The organism is 'Nostoc azollae' 0708, from assembly GCF_000196515.1.
Lineage (GTDB): Bacteria > Cyanobacteriota > Cyanobacteriia > Cyanobacteriales > Nostocaceae > Trichormus_B > Trichormus_B azollae.
In genome coordinates this window covers 4,933,069-4,946,032 of sequence record NC_014248.1, presented here as the reverse complement: position 1 = coordinate 4,946,032, position 12,964 = coordinate 4,933,069, and the positions used below count along the sequence as shown (strand labels likewise).

At 36.6% G+C, this 12,964-nt stretch carries 16 protein-coding genes and 1 pseudogene; 8 read left to right on the top strand and 9 right to left on the bottom strand.

Features of this window, described 5'->3' with window-relative positions:
• The first annotated feature begins 45 nt into the window (after positions 1 to 45).
• Positions 46 to 465 (top strand): C6orf136 family protein, encoded by a 420-nt coding sequence (locus tag AAZO_RS23055; RefSeq protein WP_013192999.1) that lies wholly within the window; start codon positions 46 to 48, stop codon positions 463 to 465.
• A gap of 125 nt (positions 466 to 590) precedes the next feature.
• Here the strand turns inward: AAZO_RS23055 and AAZO_RS23050 are convergent, their stop codons facing one another.
• From AAZO_RS23050 to uvrA, 3 genes are all read right to left on the bottom strand, one after another.
• Positions 591 to 800 carry a PIN domain-containing protein gene (locus AAZO_RS23050; RefSeq protein ID WP_338026980.1) on the bottom strand — a complete coding sequence of 70 codons (210 nt, stop codon included), beginning with the start codon at positions 798 to 800 and terminating at the stop codon, positions 591 to 593.
• A 171-nt stretch (positions 801 to 971) separates the two neighbouring features.
• A complete protein-coding gene (locus tag AAZO_RS23045; protein WP_228371385.1) occupies positions 972 to 1,172 on the bottom strand; it encodes a type II toxin-antitoxin system VapC family toxin in 201 nt (66 codons plus the stop codon).
• A gap of 410 nt (positions 1,173 to 1,582) precedes the next feature.
• Positions 1,583 to 4,519 (bottom strand): excinuclease ABC subunit UvrA, encoded by a 2,937-nt coding sequence (gene uvrA, locus AAZO_RS23040; RefSeq protein WP_013192997.1) that lies wholly within the window; start codon positions 4,517 to 4,519, stop codon positions 1,583 to 1,585.
• A gap of 137 nt (positions 4,520 to 4,656) precedes the next feature.
• On the opposite strand from uvrA, the gene AAZO_RS43010 reads away from it, so the two are divergent.
• Positions 4,657 to 4,824: a hypothetical protein gene (locus AAZO_RS43010; protein ID WP_338026979.1), complete on the top strand. Its 168-nt coding sequence runs from the start codon at positions 4,657 to 4,659 to the stop codon at positions 4,822 to 4,824.
• Positions 4,825 to 4,903: 79 nt separating this feature from the next.
• Positions 4,904 to 5,053, top strand: a complete 150-nt coding sequence (locus AAZO_RS43005; RefSeq protein WP_338027258.1) for a Uma2 family endonuclease — start codon at positions 4,904 to 4,906, stop codon at positions 5,051 to 5,053.
• A 503-nt stretch (positions 5,054 to 5,556) separates the two neighbouring features.
• Here AAZO_RS43005 and AAZO_RS43000 read toward each other — a convergent pair.
• The 3 genes from AAZO_RS43000 to AAZO_RS23025 form a co-directional block, all read right to left on the bottom strand.
• A complete protein-coding gene (locus AAZO_RS43000; protein WP_338026978.1) occupies positions 5,557 to 6,192 on the bottom strand; it encodes a protein kinase domain-containing protein in 636 nt (211 codons plus the stop codon).
• A 12-nt stretch (positions 6,193 to 6,204) separates the two neighbouring features.
• Entirely contained in the window at positions 6,205 to 6,600 is a 396-nt protein-coding gene (locus tag AAZO_RS42995; RefSeq protein ID WP_338026977.1) for a hypothetical protein, read from the bottom strand.
• Between the two features lie 274 nt (positions 6,601 to 6,874).
• Entirely contained in the window at positions 6,875 to 7,780 is a 906-nt protein-coding gene (locus AAZO_RS23025; protein ID WP_013192996.1) for an alpha/beta fold hydrolase, read from the bottom strand.
• Between the two features lie 183 nt (positions 7,781 to 7,963).
• On the opposite strand from AAZO_RS23025, the gene AAZO_RS23020 reads away from it, so the two are divergent.
• Both AAZO_RS23020 and AAZO_RS44310 read left to right on the top strand, forming a co-directional pair.
• Complete coding sequence (locus AAZO_RS23020; protein WP_013192995.1) at positions 7,964 to 9,529, top strand: S-layer homology domain-containing protein; 1,566 nt, start codon at positions 7,964 to 7,966, stop codon at positions 9,527 to 9,529.
• A 262-nt stretch (positions 9,530 to 9,791) separates the two neighbouring features.
• Positions 9,792 to 9,941: an S-adenosylmethionine decarboxylase gene (locus tag AAZO_RS44310; RefSeq protein WP_081462869.1), complete on the top strand. Its 150-nt coding sequence runs from the start codon at positions 9,792 to 9,794 to the stop codon at positions 9,939 to 9,941.
• Positions 9,942 to 10,020: 79 nt separating this feature from the next.
• On the opposite strand, the gene AAZO_RS34485 is transcribed toward AAZO_RS44310, so the two are convergent.
• Both AAZO_RS34485 and AAZO_RS23005 read right to left on the bottom strand, forming a co-directional pair.
• Positions 10,021 to 10,188, bottom strand: coding sequence for a DUF350 domain-containing protein (locus AAZO_RS34485; protein ID WP_228371384.1), 168 nt, complete (start codon positions 10,186 to 10,188; stop codon positions 10,021 to 10,023).
• A 600-nt stretch (positions 10,189 to 10,788) separates the two neighbouring features.
• Positions 10,789 to 11,776, bottom strand: a pseudogene (locus AAZO_RS23005) (mechanosensitive ion channel family protein).
• A 285-nt stretch (positions 11,777 to 12,061) separates the two neighbouring features.
• Here AAZO_RS23005 and AAZO_RS27775 point away from each other — a divergent pair.
• From AAZO_RS27775 to AAZO_RS27765, 3 genes are read left to right on the top strand one after another with little or no spacing between them, the layout of a single operon-like run.
• On the top strand, positions 12,062 to 12,259 hold the full coding sequence (locus AAZO_RS27775; protein ID WP_049790928.1) for a hypothetical protein: 198 nt from the start codon (positions 12,062 to 12,064) through the stop codon (positions 12,257 to 12,259).
• A gap of 3 nt (positions 12,260 to 12,262) precedes the next feature.
• Positions 12,263 to 12,466: a hypothetical protein gene (locus AAZO_RS27770; protein ID WP_049790927.1), complete on the top strand. Its 204-nt coding sequence runs from the start codon at positions 12,263 to 12,265 to the stop codon at positions 12,464 to 12,466.
• A 60-nt stretch (positions 12,467 to 12,526) separates the two neighbouring features.
• Positions 12,527 to 12,706, top strand: a complete 180-nt coding sequence (locus AAZO_RS27765) for a hypothetical protein (RefSeq protein ID WP_049790926.1) — start codon at positions 12,527 to 12,529, stop codon at positions 12,704 to 12,706.
• Here AAZO_RS27765 and AAZO_RS42990 read toward each other — a convergent pair.
• The gene (locus tag AAZO_RS42990) at positions 12,672 to 12,890 is read right to left on the bottom strand and encodes a C4-dicarboxylate ABC transporter (RefSeq protein WP_085940220.1); all 219 of its coding nucleotides are present in this window, start codon (positions 12,888 to 12,890) and stop codon (positions 12,672 to 12,674) included. The two genes, AAZO_RS27765 and AAZO_RS42990, sit on opposite strands and share 35 nt — an antisense overlap.
• Positions 12,891 to 12,964 lie beyond the last annotated feature (74 nt).

Genomic DNA, 12,964 nt, shown 5'->3' with positions numbered 1-12,964 from the left:
GCGATTAGAGAAACAATTGAGAAAAATTTTTAAGGGAGAAAATCAGTGGTTAAGTTACAACCTGAACAGATTATCGAAACTCTCAAACAAGATTTACCGACTTTGTTTGAGCAGGATATTTTTTATGATATCTATTCACAGGATATCTTTTTTCGTGACCCGGTGAATAAGTTTAAGGGTAAGTTTAATTATCGGATTATTTTTTGGACTTTACGTTTTCATGGTCAGTTGTTCTTTAGGGAAATTGCTTTTGATTTACATGATGTGTGTGAGTCGGAGGAGAATACAATTTTAGCAACGTGGACTGTGCAGGGTGTGTTGCGAGTTCCCTCGAAGGCGCGGTTATTTTTTAATGGATATTCGACTTATAAGTTGAATAATGAGGGTTTGATTTATGAACATATTGATACTTGGGATAGGGAAGCGGGCGAGATTTTAAGGCAGTTTTTTAGGAAGGGGGTGTGATTTCGCATTGGTGTTGAAAGTGGGTGGTAATTGAACCACGAAGAAGCGTTCGTGTAGCATCCCGTAGGGATAGAGCGCGAAGGAAGAAGGAAGAAAAAAATAAGGAAGAGTTTTTATTTCTGAATTTATTTGCTTTCCGAGTCTTCCAGTTTTAACTTAGGAATACGTGAAAATTCTCTGGTATTGTTGTGTGTCACTAATATTAAATTGTTAGCTAAGGCAATAGCGGTAATTTGTAGATCATACGCGCCGATGGGTGTTCCTATAGCAGTCAGTTGAGCGCGAATTTTACCAAAACATAGAAGCAGCTTCATCATTAAAAGGTAAAGAATCATAATAGACCTCTTGCAGAATTAATTTTATGTTATAAGAGGGGTTGTCTTTGTTTTAGCCAAAAGTTAGAGTTACACGGTTATGCTTGAATTAGTGATCGCAAATAACACCAAACAAAAATACATAAAATCTACAACTCTCCATCATACCACATAACCAATTTTGCAAGAGGTCTAATGATCGAGAAATGATTGTTGTTTTTCCAATGTGCGTTTAGAATTATTACTTCGCATTGCACCATAAGAAAGTTCTGCTTTTACCACAGAACATACAGCTATATCTTTAGTTAGTACTGATAAAATCCGGTTTTGAACAGATACAGACCGAGCATTCAAGTACATTACACAAACATTAGTATCAAGTAGGTAGAGCATTTGTTTAATCAAACATTCCTTCTATTTTTTCATCTAGGTTATCAAAAATACCTTCATTATCAATGATAATAGGATCATCAGCGCAAATTTAATCTAATGATGCGAGTGATGCTTTTTCAGCCTTGGGTTTTTATTGATAAACGATTATTACTTCTACATCAGCATCTCGTATCTGGGGTAAAGGTATGTGTAATATTCCATCATTACCAATGTGAGATTCTAGTTTCATGCTTTGCATAATCAGTTTTTTTCCCTATATTCTGATAGCTCTGATTTGATTGTAAACAATTTTAGGAATGCTTTTATATAATACCCAGATCCCCGACTTCTTTTTTGACCTTGTAAATAAATTATAAATTGATGTCAGAAGTCGGGGAGCTTATTCGACTCATAATCCTCACTATCCTCACTTAGACAACTGCCGAATATTGCTTCAACACCTGCCTTAAATATTCCCCAGTATAAGAACGTTGATTTTCCGCCACATCTTCCGGTGTACCTGCAATAATAATTTGTCCTCCTTGATCTCCTCCTTCTGGTCCCAAATCTATTACCCAATCAGAACAACGAATCACATCTAAATTATGTTCAATGACTAAAATCGAATTTCCTTTATCCACCAATTTTTGTAAAACATCCAACAATTTATGTACGTCGTAAAAAGACAATCCTGTTGTTGGTTCATCTATTAAATAAAGAGTCTTCCCTGTTGCACGTCGAGATAATTCTGTTGCTAATTTAACCCGTTGTGCTTCTCCACCAGATAAAGTTGTGGCTGGTTGTCCTAACTGCACATAACCTAAACCCACATCCACTAATGTTTGTAATCTGGTGACAGCTTTGGGAATGTTTTCACAAAATGCTAATGCTTCTTCAACGGTCATATTGAGAACGTCGGAAATTGATTTATCTTTATATTTAACTTGTAATGTTTCCCGGTTGTATCTCGCACCTTTGCAAATTTCACACTGTACATAAACGTCAGGTAAAAAGTTCATTTCAATGACGTTTACACCTTGTCCGCTACAAGCTTCACATCTTCCACCTTTAACGTTGAAAGAAAATTGTCCCGGTTTGTAGCCTCTGGTTTTGGCTTCGATAGTTTGGGAAAACACATCTCGAATGATATCGAAGACTCCGGTGTAGGTTGCTGGGTTAGAACGGGGAGTTCTACCAATTGGTGATTGGTCGATGACTATGGCTTTGTCAACGCAGTTTAAACCTTTAATTTCATCAATATCTTTGGGAAAGGGAATTCTTTTTAAAAGATGATGTTGTAATGCTGGATAAAGTAGTTCATTGATTAAGGTAGATTTTCCTGAACCAGAAACACCGGTGACAGCGACAAGTTTACCTAAAGGAATTTCGACATCTATATTTCTGAGGTTGTTGCGATGAGCGTTTCTAATTATTAAAGTTCTGCCATTTCCTTCTCTTCTAGAGACTGGGGTATTAATGACTCTTCTTCCTGATAGGTAAGCACCGGTTAAAGAAGCTTCTGCATTTAATAAATTTTCTAAATTTCCCTGAGAAATAATATTTCCGCCATGAATTCCTGCACCAGGACCAATATCTACTATATAATTAGCTGCACGTATGGTTTCTTCATCATGTTCGACGACTATTAATGTATTTCCTAAGTCGCGTAATTTGGTTAAAGTTTTCAATAAACGTCCGTTATCTCTTTGATGTAAACCGATGCTTGGTTCGTCTAAAACGTAGAGAACTCCTGTTAATCCAGAACCAATTTGTGTTGCTAACCGAATTCGTTGGCCTTCTCCACCTGATAATGTCATGGCGGGACGATCTAACGTGAGATAATCTAACCCGACATCTAATAAAAACTGCAATCTGGCTTTAATTTCTTTGAGAACTAAATCGCCAATTTGTATTTGTCGTGGGGTCAATTTCAATCGGTCTATTCTTTCTCGACATTCGCGGATGGAGACGCTGGTTAAATCTGAAATTCCATATTGTCCTAATTTCACGGCTAAGGCTTCGGGTTTTAACCGCTTTCCTCCACAAACTTCACAAGGTTGATCGATTAAATATTCTTCTAGTTTCTGTTTAACTAATTCTGTGCCCCCTTCATATTGTCTTTGTAAGATGGGAACTACTCCTTTAAAGGCTTGTTTTTTCCCTTCTGCGGGTTTTTCTTCTCCATATAAAATTATCTGCTGCTGTTCTGGTGTCAATTTGCTCCACTGGGTCTGTAATTCAAATCCATAGGCTTGTCCTAAACTATACAGTAATTCTAAATAGTAGGAATTTTCTTTTTCTGACCAAGGTGCGAGCGCAGCATACATGGGCGAATCTTGGTTAGGTATGACCAGTTCTGGAGAAAATCTTTTTAAAGTCCCAATGCCATGACAATGGGAACAAGCACCATAGGGAGAATTAAAAGAAAACAAACGTGGTGATAATTCTTCCATAATTGCACCATGTTCTGGACAAGCAAAGTTTTCTGAAAATACCATTTCTGATGCTAATTCTTGTGCGGAAATATCTTGATTTTCTCCCCCATTTGATATATACTTACTATGTGGTACCTCCTGCTTTACTTTATGGCAGGTATGATTTAATACTTCGATTATAGAAATCCCGTTGGATTGGTTAAGGCAGGTGGTGAGAGAATCAACTAAACGCTCTTGAATACCGTCTTTTTTAACTAACCTATCAATAACCAGTTCTATATTATGTGTAATATTTTTATCTAACTCAATGAAGTCAGATAGTTCTAAAACCTCTCCATTGACCTTAATCCTGCCAAATCCTTGTGCGGCTAAACTAGATAATAATTTGCCGTGAGTTCCCTTTTTCCCCCGGACGACAGGTGCGAGAATTTGGAAACGGGTGCGGTCTGGAAGTTCCATGATGCGATCGCACATCTCGTCAATGGTTTGGGGAGAAATACAGCGATCGCATTTAGGACAATGGGGTTCACCAGCACGACCATATAACAAGCGCAGATAATCATAAATTTCCGTTACCGTTCCCACCGTCGAACGAGGATTATGGGAAGTTGATTTTTGATCAATGGAAATCGCGGGACTTAAACCTTCAATCGCTTCCACATCAGGTTTATCCAACTGTCCCAAAAATTGCCGAGCATAGGCGCTGAGAGATTCCACATAACGCCGCTGACCTTCTGCAAAGATGGTATCAAACGCCAAAGACGACTTACCAGAACCAGAAACGCCGGTAAAGACAATCAAGCGATCGCGAGGTAGTTCTAAATCAATATTTTTCAGATTATGCTGCCTAGCACCCCGAATCCGAATAGTATTCTGGCTGTTGTCGGGGTAAGGAAGACGATGATTTAAAGATGTTGCTAGGTGTTCTGACATATTGACAGGCTAGGAGAAAGTTGCACTGTGAAACAGTTCTTAATAATACTATTTTTATTCAAGATATGCTAGGAGACAGGCAAGATCATCTGTTAACTTGAACATATTAATACTAAAATCTTGTTGACGATAGAGTTATGGTTTTGCAAATCTCAGCCCCAAGCCAGCCAGAAGTCATTTACCCAGATTGCGACGGACAACCGGTGTCAAACAATACTATTCAATTTCGCTGGTTAGTAGAAATTCAGCAAAACTTAGATTATCTTTTTGCTGATGACCCAAATGTATTTGTTGCTGGAGATTGATCTTGGTATCCAGTGGAAGGAAAAAACACCATTGTCACTGCACCTGATGTATTAGTGGTCTTAGGTAGACAAAAAAAAGATAGACTTTCCTATCTACAAATGGCAAGAAGATAATATTCCACCTCAAGTAGTATTTGAAATTCTTTCTCCCAGCAATACAAAATCGGAAATAGAGAGAAAATTACTTTTCTATGATCGTTATGGAGTGCAAGAATACTATTATATATGATATGATCCTGAAGAAAGTCATCTCCAAGGTTGGTTAAGAGGTGAAGATGGTTTGGATTTCATTTCTGAAATAATAGACTTTGTGAGTCCGCGTTGAAAAATTCGGTTTCTATTAGGTGAGGAGACTTTACAGCTTTATCATCCTGAGGGTAGACCATTTTTAACTTACGCAGAAATTGCTCAACAGGTAGATAAAGAAAAACAACAGGCTGAACAAGCAGAAAAAGCTAGAGAAGATGCCATACCCAAATTATTACAAATGGGTTTGAGTGTGGAACAAATAGCCGAAGCTTTGGGTTTATTAGTTGAGGAAGTACAAGCAACTAGTGCAAAAAATACAGATTAACAGTCAACCAAAGATAAAATAAAGATAGTGCGTAAAACACGTAGGAATTCAGGAGTCAGGAGTCAGAATGTTTGAGAAATTAGTTAATTATCAAATAGGTATTTTTGGCGTTAGCCTGAAAAATCTGACTGGTGATATCTGAATACTTACTTCAAGACTTAACGCATTTTAGGAATATTATCTGTGATATTTAGCTTAAATTGAGCATTGGAATTAATAGCATTACCAGGTTGATAAACCATCAAATTAGTTCCTAGTGTAGCTAATATTCCCAGAGTAGCTAACCCTAGCATAGCTATAGTTTCTTTATGATCTATTGCTGAAACTAAATAATCTATCTTTTTTCCTGAAGTAAGCAGACGAATTGGCTTGAGTTCCTTTAAAGCATCCGCAGCATTAGTATAGCGTTGTTTCTGGTTAGGTTCTACCATTTTTCTTAACCATGACCGAAAACTTAGACTGAGATGAGGAAGTAATTTCTGACAATTGAAGCCATAGTTGTCATCCATTAATTGACCGATATCTTTAGCATGGGTATTAGTTAGTAAGCAAATTAATGTTGCACCTAAACTATATAAATCTGAAGCTTCTGTTAACCCATGACCAAATTGTTCTTCTGGTGGTATGAATCCAGGAGTACCTGCTACAAAGGTACTCAAATCTACTTTAGTATCTTGGAGTTTCGCTAACCCAAAATCAACAAGATAAATGTTTAATTTTTTATCTACTAAAATATTTTCTGGTTTAATATCTCGATGAATAATCGGAGGTGTATGTTTTTGTAGATAAACCAAAATATCTAAAATTCACAAAGTAATTTGTTTGACTTCTTCAGGATAAGAGCAGCGTTTTGAACCTAAAGATGGGGCTTTTTTATATTCCTGGATGAGATAGAAAAAACCAGATTTTTCAAAATAATTTAGATAACGAGGGATGCGGGGAGCATCCAATAGTTGCAAAAGTTGAATTTCCCTTTCATAGGCTTTCACACCAGACCAGTCAGCCGTTATATCCGCAAAACAAAATTCTTTAATTACTACTTTTTGCTGAGAGTTCATGTGATTAGCTAAATAAGTAATGCGTCCTCCTTCTGAGTTGCGTCCTAACTCTTTAATGACTTGATAGCCAACTGCAGAAAAATCTGGATAATGATTGTAGGAATTAGTCCTTTCATCTCCATGATTTACATTGAATTCTATCATAGACACACATACCTCGGGTATTGTCAAGACAAAATTCAGAAAAAAGTAAGTAGGTGGGCGGAAAAATTCATAACTATGTCATGGGGAATGCAGCAAAGGGGAATCCAGCAATCCCAAGGGTTCAAAGTAATTTACATTTCGTTACATAGTTATGTTTATTTGTGTCTACCTACTTATCATCCCTTCTAGAGATAGGAATTAGGTAATGGGTAATGTTTTTCTCTAATTATCAATTACCAATTACCAATTACCAATTCCAGATGGTTTTTGTGTTTTACCCTACCGACTCCAAAACTTTTTGTGCTAACCAATCTATAATTTGAGCATTGACAACTTCTGGAACTTCGTCATGGGGACAATGACCGACACCAGGAATAGGCACAATTTTGATATCTTTGCCATTTTCACGCGCCTCTTCATAAATCTGAGCCCCAGTAATTGGTGTCCAAGGATCATTAGCACCCCAAATTACTAATAAAGGATATTGTACCTTAAGCAATAACTCCTCTGGAGTGGGGCCGGGAGGTGCAGTGAGGATGGAAGCAAAAACTTGTTGCGCTCCTGGATCACAGGATGGTGTATAGAGTAAATCAACGAGTTCACCAGTTACTGCATGGTGATCGCAATATACTTGATACAATGTGCGACGAATTTGCGATTTTTGGCGAATGCGGTTAAACACGAATTTACCAGTGATAGGGTTAGCTACCAACTTATTAAAAGTGGCCATGACAACTCGGAGAACTGGGTTCAGTTCATTGGGACGGTGACTCAAACCACCCGCACAGTTGATTAACACACCACCAGTAGCAATTTCTGGGTATTCTGCTAACACAATTAAACTCAAAAGTGCGCCAATGGAATTCCCAATAAATATCGCTGGTGTTTGGATATGTGCATTCCAAAAATCTTTTAATAGTTCTGCCCAGACTTCCATGCTATAATCTATGGCTGCTTTATCAGAACCACCAAAACCCAACAAATCCAAAGCAAAGACCTGATAACCAACATCAGCTAAAACCGGAATATTTTTGCGCCAGTGACCAATGGAAGCACCAAAACCGTGAATCAGTACCAACGGCTGACCACTACCCATCACAGTATATTGAATGCTGTAATCTCGCCAAGTCCAAAGCTGTTTTTCCAATGGTTGTAAATTCTGGCTTGTTATGGTCGTCATTAGTTAAGATTCCTAAAGTATTATCTCTTTATGATAATCCTCCTGGCATTCTGGACAAAAAATTATGGAAAAAGCGATATATGACGTACACTATCACCTGTAAGTTTTACCTAGATAAAAAAGCAATCAGTTAAGTAAGCTTATTACCTACTTAACATTCTAGGTGCATAAGTACGGTGTGATATGAATACTATGATTCTAAGTATACTGACTCATTTTAGGAAAGTCGCTATTGCCGCAGTTTCTGTTATAGGGTTGTCGGTAACACATTATACTTTGGCAGCATCACATTTATCTGCTACAGTCACATCAAAACCTAGTGGTGATAGTCAGCAGCTTTTAGCACAAAAACCTACTCGTGAAGTAGTAGATACAGATAGGACAACAACTATTGGAGGGGAAACTGTAACTACTACTACTGCTACCACTGTAAAGAGGGAAAAATCAGGATTTACTCTTTATATTTGGCAACCAGGAGGAACAATTTCCGAAGTAATTGCCCGTGTTTCCATTAAAGATAAACATGGTAACAGGTTTAATAAAGAAAGATTTTTAGGTGATTACAAATATAAAATTAAGCAGAAAGCCAAATTTGTGAATGGGTTTAAATTGGGTGATCGCATAGTTGTAAGATTGTATGATACCCGAAATCGTTTTATTGGCTACACAGAATTTGCGTGCTTACCCTACCATACAGCCGTCAACTTGATTTTATCCGCCAACCCCATACAAGATCAAGTAGTTCGTGTCTTTTATGGCGTTGATAACAACGAAGATAGCATCGTTGACAGAGATGCCACCATTAGCTACGATTACTTCACCCGACTCCATAAGCAAAAAGTTACCTTTCTCGAAACTTCGGAAAACATTAAAATCACCCAATACCAAGCCGCAGGATTTTCCAACGTAGCTAAAACCAGCGTTTATCCTGTATCCTTCAGCGAAGGAGATTTCGCCTTAGTAGGAAAATCCATTAGCACCGTTGATTCAAACCTAGCAAAAGCTATAACAGCCGTTCCTGGCACTTTAGTACAGCTAACTCAACTTAGCAATAACCCGACATATCAACTCAGCCAGTTATTGAGTAAATATCGTTCAATAGGTGTAGCCAAAGGTATCCAAGTCACATTTTCCGATATCTCCAAAGACTACTGGGCTAAAGACTATATCGCTGAATTAGCAGCAATGGAAATTATCGAGGGTTTCCCCGATGGTACTTTTCGACCTAATGCCCCAGTCACACGCGCCCAATTAGCCACCCTGTTGCAAAAAACCTTTATCAAAAGCAAAATTCGTCCAGCAATAGCCTTTAGAGATATTCCTAAAGGATATTGGGCTGAAGATGCCATCCGTGAAACTTATGAAATGGGCTTTTTCACCATCCTTGATCTTGATAGGAAAAACTTCAACCCCACACGAAAGCTTACTCGCTTAGATGTTTTAATCACATTAGCCAAGGGATTGAATTATAAATTCACCGGCTCCATAAAAGATATCGTATCAATTTATAACGATGCCTCCAGCATCAAAAGCGAACACCGTAATTTCATCGCTGCCCTAACACAAAATGGTGTAGTTGTCAACTTTCCTAATATTAAATTGCTGAATGGTAAAAAAGTTGCTACCAGAGCAGAAGTTTGTGCATTATTATACAGAGCAATGGTGAGTGCTGGTGAAGCAGCTGATTTCGCTTCCAAATATACCATCAGGCCAGTTAAACCAGACATGACAGGTGAGAGAAGGCGTTGATCAATTTTCCCCTGCTCCCCTGCCCCTCTACTCCCTACACCCTTTCTTTACTTAAAACTTTTCCATTTCAGAAAGTGATTAAATCTCATCATTTCTCTGCAGTTCTACCAGTTACACAAATTGTCATTAGTTGGCAGAAAACAGATTTTATAGAAGTTTTAAAAAAAGCTGCTAACACTGCTGGACTAACCGTAGTTCGTGAACTAGCTTTCGTGAACTACCTTTTGCATTTCAATCACAAGGAGTATCAGCAGTTGTTTTATTGTCAGAATCTCATATAGTACTGCACTTTTGTCCAGAAGAAAATAAAGTGACAATTGATATTCATATATGTGATTCTCAACAAGAGAATTTAGCAAAAGCGCAACTTTTAACACAGATACTCGCAAAAGAAATCAGCAATTCTGAATAGATAAATAAGTAGCATTATTTATCTATCACTAGTTAGAAGACTTTAGCCCCCATTTAATAAGACCAGAAACTGATAACTTTTAAAAGCACCAAGTAATTACAAAAGAAGCAGCAATATACGCAAAAGCCTCTATTAAACCTGCACCCACATTTGGTATTTCTTGATTTACAATTTCGTCAGAAATTTTCACACCAGGAACTAAAATTAAATCTGCTAACCAAGGAATTCCTACTAGGAACCTAAACAAAACAATAGAATTAAATCATATTGAGTAAAACTCACAACCCAATTTACAAACTCTGCGGAAAATGCCACTCTGACTATATATATTGTCCAGTTGCAATCAGTAAACCAGCTAAAGCTACTCCTGCGGCTGGATTATTGCGTTTTTCAATTTCTACAAATACATTAGACCTCTTGCAGAATTAATTTTATGTTATAATGGGGGTTATCTTTATTTTAGCAAAAGGTTAGAGTTACACGGTTATCTTTGAATTAGCGATCGCAAATAACAACAAAAATACATAAAATCTAAAACTCTCTATCATACCACAGAAACAATTTTGCAATAGGTCTATTATATTGAGTTACATGGGGATTACCATAATTTACCTGTTGAATTTCAATATCAACTCTATACATACAAGTTTACCCATGAGTAACTGTAACTTTCAAAACCTGCTTGAGAGATACATCAGTATATAATCTATTCCTAGTTTTTCCCAGAAAACTTCAAATCAATTTACGTAGACAAACTTCAAATTTGATTGGTATGAATTAGCATATAGTTATACCTGTATTCACAAAAATCCGCAGTATTAATTCAGTTATTGTGCATATAAATATCTCAAACAGGAAAAAGAATTTGAATTCCTTCTTGCTGATAGTGTTTATGTGGCGTCTTTACAAACAAATGTTTACCAACTCGCTGGTCGAGAAATTCGCTGACACGCATATAAAGAGTAAAATAAATACTAAAATCATTAAAAGTATGAAAGCTCATATAAGGTTAATTTTCAATTAATTCTGGTGCAATTTCTTGCATCACCTCTTTAGCAACTTCCACAGTTACTCTTTCTACTAAATCCAAATCGCTATCGTAGCTTACACCCACATTCATAGTCAAAGTAATTTCTTTAGCAGGAAGATGGTATTTTGTAAAAATCGCCGAAGCCAACTTAGAATTAGGAACAATAATCACATTATTAGAAATTTCCTTGATCGTCGTATTTCGGCAAGTAATATCTGTGACATAAGCCTGATGACTATCATCTGATTTTAGATAATTTCCAGTTCTCACCTGTTTAGAAATAACCAAATAAAAACCAGAAAATAAATTAGCCAGAGTATCCTGGAGAGCTAAACCTACTGCTAAACCTCCAATTCCTAATGTCGTCACTATGGGAGTAACTTGAATACCCACAGTTTGCAATAATATTAACTTTGCCAAAACTAGAACTGCAATTTTAGCCAGATTAGAAAGTAGTGATTTAGAAACTCCTTCAGTTCTATGCACGAATAAAGTTACAAAACCAGATGTTAGTCTAGCCAAAACTAACGTCACCCAATCAAGCAAAATTATCGTCAGGAATTTTCGCATAACTAACATTGATAATATCTGGTTTAAGAGGAGAACTCAGAATAGCCCGAAAAAAACCTGCGAAAACAAACTAAATAAATGTCATTCTGTGCAGTGATAAAAATATCATCTCACTACGAGGGATTTGTTTATTAGCAACAAATGTGTTGAGCTTTCGAAGACAAACCTTTTCACCAATTAATCCAGCTAGTAAGCGAGCTAAAATAAATCCAATCGGTATCATCAATTGCATCATAGATAATTGTGAATTAAGAACTTCAGAATTAGGTTATCGGTGACAGGTAACTAGTTCATCCGTCTTTATCTGCAGTTATCTGCGTGCATCTGTGGTAAATTATTCTGGAAATCTTAATTCTATGTAGCTTAATCTTAATTTTGTATAAAATCTATGTATAATAGACCTATCTTTAAAAGAAATTTTGTGGGAAAATAAACAGAAAGAATGTAACTGTGTATATCAATAATGACAAGTCCCCTAGGAAGAATATAATTATACCCCTAGCAATCAAAGATATTAATTGTGATTAAGTATGAAGACTTTATCACATTAGTAGCATTAGCAGAAAAAAGGCATCTAGAGAAACAAGCAGAAATTGAAAAAAGAGAAATCAGGTTAATAGCGTCTGGAGGAGGACGTAAAGCAGAAATGACCTCAAAGGAGGTAATATGTGTATGCCTAGTAGACCTTAGACAGAAGCCAACATTTGAAATTCTATGATTATTGTTTGACCTATGGAGGACAAAAGCAAATAACACACTTAATTATTGGGTAGAAATTCTGAGGGAAATTTTACCTGTCTCCCAAATACAAGAAGCAAAAAAAGATGAGTTAAAGTATCAAGAACTATGGGAAGGACTGAGTCAGTATAAATTAATAATAGATAGTGCGGAAAAAGCTATAGAAAGACTAGGTGACTATCAATAGCAGGAAAAATATTATTCAGGCGAGAAGAAAATACACACTCTAAAAAATCAATTTAGAGTATTGCCAGGAGGTGAATATATAGTTGATATTTATATTGGAGAATTAGGTAATATAAGCGATATTAAACTACTTAGAAATACTCGCCAAAAGCTAGATGCCAAACAAGGATTCTTGGGAGACAAAGCTTATATAGGAGAAGGATTTATTACCACACCTTATAACCCACATTCGGCACCCTAAACTCCCACAGAGAGAAATTACGGAGAGAAAAAATCCAAGGGAGCATAAAAAGAAACATATGCAGTGAAAAAAGGCATTGGAGAAACAGTAAAGCACCAAAAATAGCATCAAAAGCTATCCTCAATAAGGAGCAATAAGAAAGAACACCGCCCAGAGGAGTCAACAGATAAATGAAGATATTCAAGAGTCAATCATAACTTAGACTAATAGATTGAAGTAAAAAAAGAAATTATGGACATAGTAAAATAGAGCTATAAA